19 protein-coding genes are annotated in these 13,855 nt (G+C 41.6%); 14 read left to right on the forward strand and 5 right to left on the reverse strand.

Annotated features, from left to right (window positions below; genetic code table 11):
• Positions 1–9: 9 nt before the first annotated feature.
• Positions 10–249 carry a hypothetical protein gene (locus tag H6G57_RS18180; RefSeq protein ID WP_079680082.1) on the reverse strand — a complete coding sequence of 80 codons (240 nt, stop codon included), beginning with the start codon at positions 247–249 and terminating at the stop codon, positions 10–12.
• 186 nt (positions 250–435) lie between these two features.
• Here H6G57_RS18180 and H6G57_RS18185 point away from each other — a divergent pair, with 186 nt between their 5' ends.
• The 7 genes from H6G57_RS18185 (at position 436) to H6G57_RS18210 (ending at position 4,519) form a co-directional block, all read left to right on the forward strand.
• Positions 436–591 carry a hypothetical protein gene (locus H6G57_RS18185; protein ID WP_190521035.1) on the forward strand — a complete coding sequence of 52 codons (156 nt, stop codon included), beginning with the start codon at positions 436–438 and terminating at the stop codon, positions 589–591.
• Positions 573–797 carry a hypothetical protein gene (locus H6G57_RS18190; RefSeq protein WP_072722387.1) on the forward strand — a complete coding sequence of 75 codons (225 nt, stop codon included), beginning with the start codon at positions 573–575 and terminating at the stop codon, positions 795–797. Before H6G57_RS18185 ends, H6G57_RS18190 begins: the two co-directional genes overlap by 19 nt.
• Entirely contained in the window at positions 794–1,798 is a 1,005-nt protein-coding gene (locus H6G57_RS18195) for a ParA family protein (RefSeq protein ID WP_190521036.1), read from the forward strand. The genes H6G57_RS18190 and H6G57_RS18195 overlap by 4 nt, the downstream gene beginning before the upstream one ends.
• Before the next feature lie 166 nt (positions 1,799–1,964).
• Entirely contained in the window at positions 1,965–3,659 is a 1,695-nt protein-coding gene (locus H6G57_RS18200; protein ID WP_190521037.1) for an Eco57I restriction-modification methylase domain-containing protein, read from the forward strand.
• Positions 3,646–3,780, forward strand: a complete 135-nt coding sequence (locus tag H6G57_RS29435; protein ID WP_255528382.1) for a hypothetical protein — start codon at positions 3,646–3,648, stop codon at positions 3,778–3,780. The genes H6G57_RS18200 and H6G57_RS29435 overlap by 14 nt, the downstream gene beginning before the upstream one ends.
• An 82-nt stretch (positions 3,781–3,862) precedes the next feature.
• Positions 3,863–4,135: a papain fold toxin domain-containing protein gene (locus H6G57_RS18205; protein ID WP_190521038.1), complete on the forward strand. Its 273-nt coding sequence runs from the start codon at positions 3,863–3,865 to the stop codon at positions 4,133–4,135.
• Between the two features lie 6 nt (positions 4,136–4,141).
• Positions 4,142–4,519 carry a hypothetical protein gene (locus H6G57_RS18210; RefSeq protein ID WP_190521039.1) on the forward strand — a complete coding sequence of 126 codons (378 nt, stop codon included), beginning with the start codon at positions 4,142–4,144 and terminating at the stop codon, positions 4,517–4,519.
• A gap of 275 nt (positions 4,520–4,794) precedes the next feature.
• Here the strand turns inward: H6G57_RS18210 and H6G57_RS18215 are convergent, their stop codons facing one another.
• The gene (locus H6G57_RS18215; protein ID WP_190521041.1) at positions 4,795–5,172 is read right to left on the reverse strand and encodes a hypothetical protein; all 378 of its coding nucleotides are present in this window, start codon (positions 5,170–5,172) and stop codon (positions 4,795–4,797) included.
• A gap of 278 nt (positions 5,173–5,450) precedes the next feature.
• Here H6G57_RS18215 and H6G57_RS18220 point away from each other — a divergent pair, with 278 nt between their 5' ends.
• From H6G57_RS18220 to H6G57_RS29785, 7 genes are all read left to right on the forward strand, one after another.
• Positions 5,451–5,750 (forward strand): element excision factor XisH family protein, encoded by a 300-nt coding sequence (locus H6G57_RS18220; protein WP_309235954.1) that lies wholly within the window; start codon positions 5,451–5,453, stop codon positions 5,748–5,750.
• A complete protein-coding gene (locus H6G57_RS29635) occupies positions 5,665–5,865 on the forward strand; it encodes an element excision factor XisH family protein (protein WP_309235955.1) in 201 nt (66 codons plus the stop codon). The genes H6G57_RS18220 and H6G57_RS29635 overlap by 86 nt, the downstream gene beginning before the upstream one ends.
• Entirely contained in the window at positions 5,853–6,188 is a 336-nt protein-coding gene (locus H6G57_RS18225; protein WP_190521043.1) for a XisI protein, read from the forward strand. The genes H6G57_RS29635 and H6G57_RS18225 overlap by 13 nt, the downstream gene beginning before the upstream one ends.
• A gap of 149 nt (positions 6,189–6,337) precedes the next feature.
• A complete protein-coding gene (locus tag H6G57_RS18230; protein WP_190521045.1) occupies positions 6,338–6,940 on the forward strand; it encodes a hypothetical protein in 603 nt (200 codons plus the stop codon).
• 64 nt (positions 6,941–7,004) lie between these two features.
• Positions 7,005–7,175, forward strand: a complete 171-nt coding sequence (locus tag H6G57_RS18235) for a hypothetical protein (RefSeq protein WP_190521197.1) — start codon at positions 7,005–7,007, stop codon at positions 7,173–7,175.
• Entirely contained in the window at positions 7,172–8,857 is a 1,686-nt protein-coding gene (locus tag H6G57_RS18240) for a DNA glycosylase AlkZ-like family protein (RefSeq protein ID WP_190521047.1), read from the forward strand. Before H6G57_RS18235 ends, H6G57_RS18240 begins: the two co-directional genes overlap by 4 nt.
• Positions 8,858–8,864: 7 nt before the next feature.
• Positions 8,865–9,047 (forward strand): element excision factor XisI family protein, encoded by a 183-nt coding sequence (locus tag H6G57_RS29785; RefSeq protein WP_304608943.1) that lies wholly within the window; start codon positions 8,865–8,867, stop codon positions 9,045–9,047.
• Between the two features lie 178 nt (positions 9,048–9,225).
• On the opposite strand, the gene H6G57_RS18250 is transcribed toward H6G57_RS29785, so the two are convergent.
• Genes H6G57_RS18250 through H6G57_RS18260 form a run of 3 tightly spaced genes read right to left on the reverse strand, consistent with a single transcriptional unit; the run spans position 9,226 to position 13,212 of the window.
• On the reverse strand, positions 9,226–10,968 hold the full coding sequence (locus H6G57_RS18250; RefSeq protein WP_190521049.1) for an aconitase/3-isopropylmalate dehydratase large subunit family protein: 1,743 nt from the start codon (positions 10,966–10,968) through the stop codon (positions 9,226–9,228).
• Between the two features lie 8 nt (positions 10,969–10,976).
• The gene (locus H6G57_RS18255; protein WP_190521051.1) at positions 10,977–12,035 is read right to left on the reverse strand and encodes an isocitrate/isopropylmalate dehydrogenase family protein; all 1,059 of its coding nucleotides are present in this window, start codon (positions 12,033–12,035) and stop codon (positions 10,977–10,979) included.
• Complete coding sequence (locus H6G57_RS18260; RefSeq protein WP_190521053.1) at positions 12,028–13,212, reverse strand: 2-isopropylmalate synthase; 1,185 nt, start codon at positions 13,210–13,212, stop codon at positions 12,028–12,030. The genes H6G57_RS18255 and H6G57_RS18260 overlap by 8 nt, the downstream gene beginning before the upstream one ends.
• Positions 13,213–13,855: the final 643 nt, after the last annotated feature.

Raw genomic sequence — 13,855 nt, forward strand, 5'->3', positions numbered from 1 at the left:
TCACAGCGTTTACCAGTCCTTTTCCCGTTGAATATCTTCATCCTCTAAATAGGAAAATTCGATTCCTAATAAATCTAAAATTTGCAATAATCCCGCTTCATCTAAATTCATCACTTCCGCAGCTTTCCTCAAACTTATCACTCTAACGGTTAACGCACCCAAAACAAATAAAAATCGTTCTTTCTGTTCCACGTCCGTAAAAACAGGTAAAGAAACTGCGATATTTTGTAAAGCTATTGTAGAAGTCATCATTTACTCCTAAAATTGAACAAATTTATAATTCTCCAAACCGTTCTCGATACAACGCTAACTGTTCTTCTGGCGTTAAATAGCGAACGCCTTGTTGATTATACCAAGATAAAACCTCTAGGGAACAGGGAACAGGGAACAGTAAGTAATGAAAGGGTTTCAGGATTTAGAATTGTTCTAACTGTAATGCGTAGCTCTATAGAGTTGCGATGCCGTCCCAGGCGGCGGCTACTAATCGCCTACGAACAAGCTAACGGTGCTACAGTAAACGAGTGGGTGAGTGCTTGTAACTTGCGCGATCACTATTGGCTTGATATCGATTTATGGATAATTCGCAATTAGAGAGTTTATTACAAGATTTAGAATCTGATATCTTAGAACAAAATCAAAGAACTGTTGAACAACAATTAGCATCAGTTCGGTTTACAACCCGTATCCAGACTCCTATTTTTCCAACTAACTTAGGTGCTTTAGTAATCGGTAAAGAACCCAGACAATTCGTTCCTGGTGCTTATATTCAATTAGTGATTATCAGGAGGCATCCATGACGGTTCCTATCATTACTTTTTTTAATAATAAAGGCAGGGTTGGAAAAACTTCGTTAGTTTACCATTTAGTCTGGATGTATTGTGATTTAGGACTGCGGGTTGTAGCAGCAGATTTAGACCCCCAAGCTAATCTTACCGCCGCATTTGTAGATGAAAACCGATTAGAAGAAATTTGGGAAGAAAGCCCACAACCTAACACTATATTTCGTTGTGTGCAACCTTTAATTACAGGAATTGGCGATATTGCCACTCCACAATTAGAGCTAATTGAAGAAAATTTAGCTTTACTGGTGGGAGATTTATTACTTTCTGGATTTGAAGATGATTTTTCCGCAGAATGGTCAGGATGTATGGATAGAAAAGAACGTTCTTTTCGGGTCATTTCGGCTTTTTGGCGATTGCTACAAGCTGCTGGTCAAACCCATCAAGCTGATATTATTTTGGCAGACCTTGGCCCCAATTTAGGAGCGATTAATCGGGCTGCTTTAATTGCATCTGATTATGTAATTGTTCCTCTATCCCCTGATTTATTCTCACTGCAAGGATTGAAAAATCTCGGCCCCACTCTTAGACGCTGGCGAGAAGAATGGAACGAACAATTAGCAAAGAATCCTGTCTCTGATTTAAGACTTCCAACGGGTCAAATGCAACCGCTTGGGTATATTGTCCTGCAACATTCTGTAAGGCTAGACCGTCCAGTTAAAGTTTATCAAAGATGGATGGCTCGAATTCCTCATGTTTATCGGGAAGCCGTATTAATTGAAGAAGGAAATAGTAACCTATTGTTATCAGAAGATCCCTACTGTTTAGCCTTACTAAAATACTATCAAAGTCTCATGCCTCTGGCTCAAGAAGCTCACAAACCGATGTTTCATCTTAAACCCGCAGATGGAGCGATGGGTGCTTATCTTCAATCTGTACAAAGTGCTTACCGAGACTTTAATCAACTCGCTCGAAAAATTGCTGCATTAGTACAAACTCCAATCAACTATTTAACCTAAGAAAATATGCTAAAATTTAAAAAATTATCAAGAGTTTAAATGATGAATTTAAGAAACTTATTACAACAAAAACGAGAAGAAATTCTCAACCTGGCTACTCAATATGGTGCTGACAACCCCCATCTGCGGAATGTGGGATAAAATATAATCTATATATAATTTTAGAATGAGTTTAAACTTAACGTCAAGTCAAATTCAAGCCTCCAAACCGATTCAATATTCTTCTAATACCGCCTTCCTTAATGAAGTTGATTTATTGCGTTTGAGGATTACTCCAAAAATCGATAAGGTGAAGCAACAGAAATGGGGTCAGTTTTTTACACCTTTTCCTGTAGCAGACCTGATGGCCCGAATGTTTCAAAACTTAAATTTACCTGAGATTTCTTTATTGGATGCGGGTGCGGGAATGGGTTCTTTATCTGCTGCTTTTGTTTCAATAGTTTGCCAACAACCTAAACCTCCTGATTCTCTGCGAATTATTGCTTATGAAATTGACCCTTCTCTCAAGGAATATTTAAAACAAACCTTGGAGTTATGCACCCAGCAATGTGAATCCTACAAAATTTCATTGCATTGGGAAATTCGGACGCTCGATTTTATCGAAGAAGGTGTTAATCAATTACAACCTAATTTATTTAGTGCTTCAGAAAACCTCTCCTTTACGCACGCTATTATTAACCCGCCTTATTTTAAAATCAATGCTCATTCAAAGTATCGCTCTTTACTCCGTTCAATTAATTTAGAAACCAGTAATATTTATCCCGGTTTTATTCAAGTTGCAACCCAACTTTTAACGGATGGGGGAGAACTCGTTGCAATTACCCCTAGAAGTTTTTGTAATGGTTTATATTTTCGGGAGTTTCGGAAGCGGTTTTTAAGGGATATGGCATTACGCCAAGTTCATCTTTTTGACTCTCGACTCTTGCCTTTTAATGACCAAGCTGTTCTTCAAGAGACGATGATTTTTTCTGCGATTAAACAGGTAGAAAAAGAATCTACAGTGTTAATTAATAGCAGTTGTAGTGCAGATGATGATTTGATTAGAACTCATACTGTACCTTACACAACAGTTGTTCATCCTGATGATCCTGAACAGTTTATTCGTATTGTACCAGATGCCTACAGTCAAGAAATCCTAGAACAGATGGCTTCTTTTCAGTGTACCTTATTAGATTTAGGGCTGTGTGTTTCAACAGGACGAGTTGTAGATTTTCGAGCTAAAGAATACTTGCGACTTTTACCGGAAGCTGGAACTGTTCCTTTGATTTATCCAGTTCATTGTTCTAAGGGGTATCTTGAATATCCAACATCAACCCAAAAACATCAAGCTTTAGTTCAGACTGAACAGACGGCTAATTTGTTGCTTCCGAATGAACATTATGTTTTGACGAGGAGGTTTTCTGCTAAAGAGGAAAAGAAACGAGTTGTTGCTGTTGTTTATGATGCTAATTCTTTAAATAGTCAATGGGTGGGTTTTGAAAACCATTTGAACTATTTTCATCACCAGGGTAAAGGATTATCTCTTTGTTTAGCAAGAGGACTAACGGCTTACTTAAATTCAACTTTAGTCGATTCATTCTTTCGCTTATTTAATGGGAATACTCAAGTTAATGCAACTGATTTGCGAAATCTCAAATATCCCACCTTAAAACAACTTTTAGAGTTGGGAGAAAAAATCGGCAATTCATTTCCATCTCAGCAAACTATTGATGAACTGATTCAGCAAGACATTTTAAAAATGACAAATTCCAGAGAAAGTAATTCTATCATCAGAAGATCCCTGCTGTTTAGCCTTACTAAAACACTATCAAAGTCTCATGCCTCTGGCTCAAGAAGCTCACAAACCAATGTTTCATCTTAAACCCGCAGATGGAGCGATCGGTGCTCATCTTCAAGTTGTACAAAGTGCTTACCGAGACTTTAATCAACTCGCTCAAAAAATTGCTGTATTAGTACAAACTCCAATAAACTATTTAATATAATAAAATATGCTAAAAAGGTAGATTACAAGAATTAAGTGTGATCGCTCAGACGCTACAATAAAACCAACTTATTGCTCAGGAGGTGCTTTGCCTGACAGAACCCGTAGACGATACAGTCATTGCGGAACTTTACGAAACCATCGGCAATATTGTCATTCGATTTCCTCTGCTTCATTGTCAAGAATGTGCCAGCACGCTCAAACGATGGCTTAAACAACGTGAAGTACCGGGAAAACTTTGGCGAATTTCGACCCGATACGATAATGAAGATTTTATCCTTAGCGATCGCCTTGAACAACAGGGTTGCTTTGAAAGCATTACAGAAAATGGTGTTTATTTATGCCAGCCTACTTAATTCAGAATGAGTACATTATTTGAGCTACTAGAAAAAATTAAAATCAAACCCGGATTATACCTGGGATCATCCTCTATTACAAATTTGCAGATGTTTATTCAAGGCTATCGCTTTGCACGTTCAGAAGTAGGTATCGTCAATACAGAAGCCGAAAGTGACTTTTACAAAAACTTCCAACCCTGGCTACAAAATCGCTTATCAATTCGTACAGTAAATGCTTGGGACAAAATTATTTTGCTCACCTGTATTGATGAAAAAGCAGGATTTGATTATTTCTTTCAACTTTTGGATGAGTTTATTCAACGAGATAAAAGCCAAGATATCGATCCAATTGTGGCTAAATCAACGGCACAAAATACCGAAAAAGTGGTAAGAAGTGCGTAGGCGCAGCCCAGTGCAGGCATCGCCTGATGGGTTAGTTTGTAGGGTGCGTTAATGAAATATAACGCACCCTAATTGTATTGCTTTGACAGAATGCGATCGCCTAAAAACCTCCTCCATCCCAAAGAATATATCGTAAACTCTACAATAGCAGGCAAGGATTAGGAAGTCTTCATACTCAGCAAAGTATTGATAAACTGATTCAGCAAGATATTTTAAAAAACTAATTATGAGTTATCGTTATAATTGATCAACTTCTGGCTTGACTAAGTTTGAAGTTAATCCCACCAAGCATACAATTGTTGAGAATTGATTTTAAGTTCATCACAACCCCAAACGAATCGCACAAATTCACCCGCGAAATCTAAGTCTTTTACGCCAACAACTGTTATTGCATCTATTACTAAATCTGGCGTTGGTTCGTCAGGAAATGCTATGCCATCAAAAGTTGGTATGACTCCTTGTTTTTGACATCGTTGCCCAAATTCAATACATGAATTCACAGATGGAGCCGCATTAAATTTTGCCGAGGGTGTGGTGTATCCCTCTTCAAGAATCTGTTGCAATGTCTCTAAGGACAAGCCTTTAAATTTAATGGCATTGGGAGTATACTCAGTAATTGTCGTACCCAATATTTCCTCTATCCGTTGAACCATAAAGCTACCCAAAAGTTAAGGCTAAGTTAGGTTTTATTGAGCGTTAAACCTATTTTATTGTAATTCAAGTTAATTTTCTCAACTGGAAATTGTCAAGGCAATCAAAGCGACTAAGCAAAGTAACTGAACAATCAAGCTGAAAAGTCGGAATATGGGATTCATACCAGCAATATAAAGATAGAATTGATACACTGGCTCAAAATCAGGCACAATCAAGAAAAGCTACCCAACCCATTCAAACCCTATTCCAACCGTTCAACCTTTTGAGAAAATAGCGCATGGCAAAGGATATCTACCACGATACGGTAAAAGCAGCCTTGAAGAAAGAGGGGTGGACAATTACTGATGAACTGTTCAGACTCACAATTGGCTCTCGCTCAGTCTACATCGATTTAGGAGCAGAAAAACTTATCATTGCAGAAAAGGAAGGATGTAAAATTGCGATTGAAATCAAAAGTTTTTTAAGTCCTTCGCCAGTTAATGACTTGGAAAATGCACGCTTGTCAGTATATCCTTTATCGAGACGCTTTGAAACGCTCCCAACCCGAACGTATTCTTTATTTAGCCATCTCAGATGAAGTCTACCTAGATTTTTTCCAAGAAGAGATCGCCCAAATGGTGGTAGAAAATCAACATCTTAAACTTATCATCTTTGACCCTAGAAAAGTGGAGGTTGTAAAATGGATAGAGTAGATGAATATCGAGATATTATTGAACGCATTCTCGAAACGCACCATCGCATTCCTTACAGTCATGGACAGATCGAAAGTAAGTTGATTATTGATCGAGAACGCAACAACTTCTTACTGATGAATGCAGGTTGGGATGGCAAGCGCAGAATTCACGGTTGTGTTGTTCACGTCGAAATAATTGATGGCAAAATCTGGATTCAAAGAGATGGCATAGAAGACGGTATTACTGAAGAACTTGTTGCTGCCGGAGTTCCCAAAGATAAAATTGTTCTGGCGTTTCATTCACCTGATGTGCGACAACACACTGGATACGCTATTGCTTAAAATTTTAATATGAGTTGGAAAGGAATAAGCCTAAAAACAATACTCGATTAGCTTGTCAAGGAATTGTATAATTTAGGGCATCAACAATCTGTTAGGAGAGTGTCAAATTCGAGGTCTTTTAAATTTATAAACAGATTGGGAAAACTTTTATGCCTTATCGTAAATTTACACTCAGTAAAGCGGTAGATGATTTTCAACTCACCATTGTTGAGGGCGATCGCTTTCTGCCTGAGATTTCCCCAGTTAATCCAACTGCTTTGCTCAAAGATACGTTGAAAGAAACGTTACCTTGGGCGATCGCAGTGGGGAGTGAAAAAGCCCGTTCTGAAGCGATTATCAATCCCGTTTTGTTAGAAGTTAAACGTCAACTTAAGGGACAAATTAGTGTTTTTTCCGGTGAAGAATTCAACGTCCAGCCCGAGGTTGATTTAACAGGTTATGTCGATTTTTTAATGAGTCGCTCTCCAGAGCAGTTGTTCATTAAAGCACCTGCTGTGGTTTTAGTAGAAGCGAAGAAGGAAGATTTGAAACCTGGACTGGGACAATGTTTAGCCGAGATGGTGGCTTCCCAACGGTTTAATCAACAGAAACAGCAACCGATTTCAACGATTTATGGAACAGTGACGAGCGGTACAGTTTGGCGGTTTCTCAAACTAGAAGAGCAAACTGTGACGATTGATTTGACTGATTATCCACTCCCTCCGGTTGAACAAATTTTGGGTTTTCTGGTTTGGATGGTGCAAAATGGTTGAGGATTGGGATTTGGTATCATAGGTTGGAACTACATCTCTAGTTCAGAGCGAGGAGAGGAGAAAATTGCGGTGGAAGTTAAAAGTTTTTTGGCACTTTACATCGGCAATTTCTGAGTTTCATCAAGCATCACTCGCAAAATATCAAAGCCAGAAGCGGGGGCTTATGCAAGACCTCCTCACTGGCAAAGTCCGCGTTACTCCCTTACTACAAACTGGAGGCGATCGCCACTTATGACTCCAGCCTTACCACCCCAGGAAACCCTAACCATTGAGTTCAAGAGCGACAGAAACAAACTTGCTGATCGCGACCTGATCGAAGCAATTACCTGCCTTGCCAACACCGACGGTGGCGAACTGTGGCTTGGGGTTGAAGATGATGGCACTCCCACCGGGTTACATCCCGACCATCAAATGGTTGAAGGAGTTATCGGACTGGTCGCAGCACGAACCTCCCCCGCGCTCACCGTACAAGTTGATCGCCTCACCATTCAGGGTGTCCAGGTGGCTCGGATTTTAGTCCCCCAAGCCAAGGGTGAGGTAGCCACCAGCAACGGGGTGTATGTGCGTCGTCGTTTGCGTCCTGACGGGACTCCCGAATGTGTTCCCATGCTGCCCCATGAGCGCACCAGCCGCGCCACCACCTTCGGACTCCTCGATGCCTCTGCCCAACCTGTTTTAGGTAGCACCCTCCAAGATTTTGATCCCATTGAGCGCGATCGCCTGCGCCAAGCCATTCAAATCTATGGAGGCGATGCCGCAAGGCGGCGGCTACGCCATCGCATCCTCCTCGACCTCGATGACGAAGCCCTAGATGGTGCTTTGGGCTTAACCTCTCGACAGTCCGATGGCAGCCGCATCCCCACCCTAACCGGACTATTACTAATCGGACGAGAGCCAGCCCTGCGGGATCTTGTTCCCACCTATGAATTTGCCTTTCAGGTGTTAGCCCAGGAAGCCGTGCGGTTTAACGAATTTCGGCGCTTTCCTCTCCTCAAAGCCCTAGACTGGCTCGAAACTAACTTTCGCCCCTATAACCCAGAAGAAGAACTACAAATTGGACTGTTTCGAGTGCCTGTGCCTAAAGTTGATCTGGGTGCTTTTCGGGAGGCGATCGCCAACGCCCTCGTTCATCGAGATTATCATCAACGGGGAGCCATCCACGTTCGCCTGGAAGATGAAGCCCTGGTAATCAGTAACCCCGGCGGGTTAGTCGATGGTGTCACCCTTGCCAACCTCCTGACGACTGAACCCCGTCCCCGCAATCCCCGCCTTGCTGATGTCATGAAACGAGTGGGAATTGTAGAGCGATCAGGTCGTGGTATTGATAACATCTATCGCGGGTTACTTCGCTACGGTCGCACTGCTCCCGACTACAGCCGCACGGATACCAATAACGTCGTCCTCAGTCTCTCCACTGCTGAAGCGGATCTTGAATTTCTCCGGTTAGTTGTTGAAGAGGAAAACAAGCAGACCAGACCCTTACCGATTGATAGCCTAATAGCCCTTTCCGCGTTACGAGAGAGCAAGCGCCTGAGTGCGGATGAATTAGCAACTTATATTCAAAGGGGTGTAACCCAAGCTAAAAAGACGCTCGAAATCTTGAATGAAGCAGGGTTAGTGCAAGCTCATGGAGTTTCTCGGAGTCGAACCTATACCCTCGCGCCGAGTATTTATCAAGCCATTGGTCACAAAGCTGAATATACACGTCAAAAAGGGTTTTCTGCCCTTCAACATGAGCAGCTAGTCCTTAGCTATGTCGCACAACATGGACAGATTAAGCGAGCGGAGGTGATGGATCTGTGTCGCCTGTCAGAAGGACAAGCCAAGGATTTACTTAAACGGATGAAAGAAAAAGGGGTGATCATGCTAGAGGGAAAAGGACGCAATGCTGTGTATCGGAGTGGACTAAACGGATGAAAATCGGATGGAAACGGATAAAATCGGATGGAAGAGCGAATGCCTACTGCTTGGTATAACATTCAAGCAGATTTATCCACACCTCTACCCCCCGTCCTTTTTAATCAATTTGGGCGTACCCAAACAAGATATTGTGTTAGGTTTTTATCCTCCTTTCATGCGGGAAATGACCGACTATGCTGTTGGCTAAAAGTTTTTCGTTTCTAAGCTAAATCAAGTGTCTTTTTTATCTGGTTCCTATTTTCTGTTAAATTTGTCATGACAAATGAAGTTGAGGCTTCTGGCATCGTTTCTGGAGATGCGATCGCTCTCCTACTCTTCTGTTGAGGTGCGATCGCAACCCATTGAACTCACGTTTAATGCAATATCTAGTTTTTTGTATTTTTTTGATGTTCCGCTCGGGGTGAGAGTTGATCGCTAATTCTCCCCTCAACTGCCGAAATAGCGACCACGCGAGGAGAAGCCAAATAATTCTTCGCCGTCGGATCGCCGCTTCGTCCTTTAAAATTACGATTAGTAGCATAAACCCCCGTTTCCTCCTTATCTAACACCCCAAATCCAGCATTAATGCAAGCACCACAGCCTGATTTAAGAACAGTCGCTCCCGCCGCAACAAAAATTTGCATATACCCTAAATTCTCAGCCTTTTTACGCACCTCTATAGAAGCTGGCACAATAAAAAGACTCACACCAGGAGCTACATGACGACCTTTAAGTACCTCAGCCGCAAGAGCCAAATCGAAAAGTTTTCCCCCCGTGCAAGAACCAATAAAAGCCTTAGTAATAGGCACTTCTCCTAACTCACTAATTCCAACTACTCGATCGGGTTTAGGAGGACAAGCAACCTGTGGTTCTAAATGGCTTAAATCAAACTGATAAATATCTTCATAATTAGCATCTGGGTCACTAATGACTTCCTCAAATAAATCTTGACCGCAGCGTTGCAAATATTGATGAGTTGTATTATCAGGAGCAATTAACCCGCACATTGCACCACACTCGATCGCCATATTAGATAAAGTCATCCGTTCTTCCATTGGCATTCGATCAATAATACTACCTCTAAATTCCATCACCTTACCCGCAGCACCATCACAGCCGATTTTGCCCAGGATAAACAGCATAATATCCTTAGCAGTGATATATTTAGGCAAAGTTCCTTCCAGTTGAAAAAGTAGAGTAGGAGGAACTTGCACCCACATATCCCCCATAGCAAAAATATTCGCCATATCCGTTGTTCCCACACCAGTGGAAAAACAGCCAAAAGCCCCATAGGTGCAAGTGTGAGAATCTGTCCCTGCTACAATCGTACCTGGACGGATAAAACCCTTTTCCGGCAGCAAAACGTGGCAAATACCCGCCGCTTCTCCAGGCGAAACTACATCTAATAAATGACAACTTTGCGCTCGCGCAAACTCCACCATTTCCGAATATTGTAAGGTAGCTTTCGGGTCTACTCGCAGATCGTTAACTTGAATAAAGTGATCCGCTACTAAAACAACCCGATTCGCATCCCAAAGTTTAGCATCTTCCCCGAAATGTTCATAAAAAACCTTAGCAACAGGTGCAGCTACAGCATCGTGAGACATCGCCAAATCAACCTTAACAAAAACCGTTTCTCCCGGCTGTACGTAATTGTTTCCAGAAGCGCGTGCCAAAAGTTTTTCTGCCATAGTCATTGCTCTAGCAGAAGTGGCACTTTTAGGAATAGAAATTTCACCTTTTTGGCGCTTTTGGTTAAAAGGAATTAAACCACCTGCACTCACAATTGCTTCAACTACTGGATTACTTTGAGTTTGCGAGTCAATTTCTAGTGTTAGACCAATATTGATACTATTGCGGTAAAATATCTCTGCAAAAGAATGAGCGCGGACTTTTTTAATCCCAGCAGCTTTAATAGCAATAGGCGCATTCTCTCGACTAGAACCGCAGCCGAAATTGCGTCCTGCTACAATTTCGTCATAGCCCAAAAGATTGCCTTCACCTATCAAATGTTCAAAAGCATACTGTTTTAAATATTCTGGCTCGGCAGTCGTACACCGTTTAGCTGGTATAATATCATCTGTATTAATATCATCTCCAAGAGTTAACACTTTCGGTTCTGTTTTCATACGTTTTATTACTCCTTATTTGCTAAAGCTAATTCAGATAGTTGTTGAATTATAAGTTCAGTTAAAGTTACTGTATTCACTAATATTTCTTCGCCTTGAGGATTTAAGTCAGCCGTGCGGTAGCCCAAAGCTAAAACTCTTTCTATAGCTTGAATTAGATGAGTAGCAGCATGGGTTTCTCCCCACTGTTGGAGCATTAAGACAACTGCTCCCATCGTTCCTAAAGGATTGGCAATACCTTTCCCAGCAATATCTGGTGCTGTACCGTGTATAGCCTCATAAAGACCGAATCCTCGATCGTTAATACTAGCAGATGGTAATAAGCCTATGGAACCTACCAATGCCCCTCCGATATCGCTGAGAATATCTCCAAATAGATTACCAGCCAGAATCACATCAAATCGCTTTGGCTCCCGTACCAGTTGCATGGCTAAGTTATCTACTAACATCGGTTCCACTACAACATCTGGGAAATGCCCCGCTTCCTCCTGTACTAAACGGCTCCAAGGTATTTGTGGGAGAGCATTTTCTTTGTGAGCAACGGTGAGTAAACCTCGGCGTTCTTTAGCCTTTTGGAGAGCGACTCTAGCAATACGGCGAATTTGCCAATCGTAGTATTTCATGGTGTGATAACCATAGGAGCCATTTTCGTCTCGCTCTCGTCCCGATGGGCCAAAATATATTCCGCTTACCAGTTCCCGCACGAACAAGATATCAAGTCCTTGAATCTTTTGGGGTTGGAGGCTGGATTTATGTAATAAAGTTTCAAAGGAACGCACGGGACGAAGGTTGGTAAAGAAGTCGAAGTGTTGGCGCAGTTCGAGAATACCACCTTTTGTCACTGCTCCGAATAGAATTCCATCAGAACCTTCGCATATTTGTGCTGTTTGTGGTGGGAAAAAATTTCCAAATTTCTCGAAGGCAGGTTGTCCAATTAAGGCATAGTTTATCACTAAATAAAAGCCTTCTATTTGGGCTAAATGGTGAAGAACTTTTAAGGAAGCTTCTACTACTTCTGGCCCGATTCCTTCTCCAGGTAGTGCTATCACGCGATATGGTTCAGTCATTAAAAAATCCTTGTTGGAATAGCGAGATTATCTCTTCTGGTGAGAAACACCGTTGCTCTTGAATGGAAAAGAATTTAATTTTATCTCGCATTCGGTTATATTCTTGAGGGGAAAGAGGTTGGTTTAATTGTTTCTCAAACAAGTATTGAAAATTGCTGGCTCCACTGCATTTGCCAAACCAAATTTCAGGTAAAGCGTGAGGAAAAATGTGGTAGCTGTCGGGGTCGCGTAAAAAGCCATTTACATGAATGCCGCTTTCGTGACGAAGGGCTGCTTGAGAGTAAGGAGGAGCGGGACGAACTCCTAGAGAATCGAGATAGTTTGTTACTTGGGAAAGTGCTTGATAATTAATCCCTTCTACTTCTATTCCAAAGCGCCATCTGAGTCCATTTAAAACTTGTTCTAATGGGATATTTCCTGCCCGTTCGCCGATACCTAGAAATGTACCTGAAATCATTGAAGCTCCGGCAATGACAGCTTGCAGGGTATTTTCGAGAGCCATGCCTAAGTCATTATGGAAATGCACTCCTAAAGCTGCATTATTGGTTAATTCTAAGAGGTCGCGCACCCATATATAAGTTTTTTCTGGAGTGAGGATACCCATCGTGTCGCAGAGGACGAAGTGTTCGATGTAGGGTTGGAATGAGCGAATGCACTCTACTAAAAAGTTAAAGTCGGCGCGGCTGGCATCTTCGGCGGCAAACTCTACTTTTAAACCAATTTCTGGACTTGTCGCGTAGCATAGGTTTTCCAAAAGTTTGTTAATCATATTCTCGCGGACGCGGCGGACAAGTTCATTAGGGAGATTGTTATCTTTTATTTCTTCTGGAAGCGTTATTAAATTGCGGATTTCTGTATCTCTTAAAAGTAAAAGACGGTCTGAAACAGCATAGAAAAGAATTATTCGTTCTACTCCGCAAGCTTTTGCGAGGTCGATAAATTGTTTACCAACCATTGTGGAAGCTGTCATAATGCTCCCATTACCTTCTGCTATCAATGTTTTTAGTAAATGTTCTTCCGTTTCGTGAACGGCTGGCATTAAAGCTATTTGGTGGACTCCGGTTTGGCTGATGAGGTTAGCTAAAGTTTTCTTAGTTTCGTAAGGGAAGAAAAGCCCTGCTTGCTGTTCGCCATCTCGGAGAGTTTCGTCAGAAATGATTAAGGGAAGTGTTGGCATCTTGTTTGTCCAAGTATTTTCTTTTTTTTATGACTGTAACTTTGTCTTATAAAAACTTGTTAAAGCTTGAGCGATCGCAAATACTTCAGTTTCCGAGAAAACTGAGTAATAATATTTAGTTCCCACAGTCCGCCCTTGGACTGTCACATTTGGAGTTTATCCACACTCCACAATAGCACTTATGATCAAGCGATCGCTTGAAACGTCATTTCTGGATATAGTCTACAATTTTTTAAGTTTAAATTGACTCCTTCATAAATCTTTACCAACAGTTTCTGTCCCTCTCGTACTCTCTAGAGTCTAGGCAGTGTCTTGGCTGGAGGGTTGTAAGACGAAGCCCAAACTGAAAAGTTCCCAATTTGCAGCGCATTACTCTTGACATCCCCCGTAGGGTAGAGGCTAGACTGATTACAAACGTTACCTATTGATAATTCGACTTTCATATTACATCCCACACTCAAACACATTTTCTCTTCAGGGAGTGACAGTTATCGAGGAGAGCAAAAGTCTATAAACAAGGTTTTGTCTTGTTTATAATCTTTTCCCTTGTAATATAAGCTGAATTCATGTGCATCCTACAAGCTTTTGATTCACCTTCCTTATCCCTGGTGGGTGGAAGCGTGGGAGCGCAGACAAATTGAAG

It is taken from the genome of Planktothrix sp. FACHB-1365 (assembly GCF_014697575.1).
GTDB lineage: Bacteria > Cyanobacteriota > Cyanobacteriia > Cyanobacteriales > Microcoleaceae > Planktothrix.

Coding starts and splice junctions, on each gene's coding strand:
- H6G57_RS18195 (WP_190521036.1), top strand. CDS start 794: ATGACGGTTCCTATCATTACTTTTTTTAATAATAAAGGCAGGGTTGGA.
- H6G57_RS29435 (WP_255528382.1), top strand. CDS start 3,646: ATGTTTCATCTTAAACCCGCAGATGGAGCGATCGGTGCTCATCTTCAA.
- H6G57_RS18225 (WP_190521043.1), top strand. CDS start 5,853: ATGGATAGAGTAGATGAATATCGAGATATTATTGAACGCATTCTCGAA.
- H6G57_RS29635 (WP_309235955.1), top strand. CDS start 5,665: ATGCACGCTTGTCAGTATATCCTTTATCGAGACGCTTTGAAACGCTCC.
- H6G57_RS18180 (WP_079680082.1), bottom strand. CDS start 249: ATGACTTCTACAATAGCTTTACAAAATATCGCAGTTTCTTTACCTGTT.
- H6G57_RS18255 (WP_190521051.1), bottom strand. CDS start 12,035: ATGACTGAACCATATCGCGTGATAGCACTACCTGGAGAAGGAATCGGG.
- H6G57_RS18215 (WP_190521041.1), bottom strand. CDS start 5,172: ATGGTTCAACGGATAGAGGAAATATTGGGTACGACAATTACTGAGTAT.
- H6G57_RS29785 (WP_304608943.1), top strand. CDS start 8,865: ATGGAAACGGATAAAATCGGATGGAAGAGCGAATGCCTACTGCTTGGT.
- H6G57_RS18210 (WP_190521039.1), top strand. CDS start 4,142: ATGAGTACATTATTTGAGCTACTAGAAAAAATTAAAATCAAACCCGGA.
- H6G57_RS18260 (WP_190521053.1), bottom strand. CDS start 13,212: ATGCCAACACTTCCCTTAATCATTTCTGACGAAACTCTCCGAGATGGC.
- H6G57_RS18230 (WP_190521045.1), top strand. CDS start 6,338: ATGCCTTATCGTAAATTTACACTCAGTAAAGCGGTAGATGATTTTCAA.
- H6G57_RS18200 (WP_190521037.1), top strand. CDS start 1,965: ATGAGTTTAAACTTAACGTCAAGTCAAATTCAAGCCTCCAAACCGATT.
- H6G57_RS18250 (WP_190521049.1), bottom strand. CDS start 10,968: ATGAAAACAGAACCGAAAGTGTTAACTCTTGGAGATGATATTAATACA.
- H6G57_RS18240 (WP_190521047.1), top strand. CDS start 7,172: ATGACTCCAGCCTTACCACCCCAGGAAACCCTAACCATTGAGTTCAAG.
- H6G57_RS18190 (WP_072722387.1), top strand. CDS start 573: ATGGATAATTCGCAATTAGAGAGTTTATTACAAGATTTAGAATCTGAT.
- H6G57_RS18220 (WP_309235954.1), top strand. CDS start 5,451: ATGGCAAAGGATATCTACCACGATACGGTAAAAGCAGCCTTGAAGAAA.
- H6G57_RS18185 (WP_190521035.1), top strand. CDS start 436: ATGCGTAGCTCTATAGAGTTGCGATGCCGTCCCAGGCGGCGGCTACTA.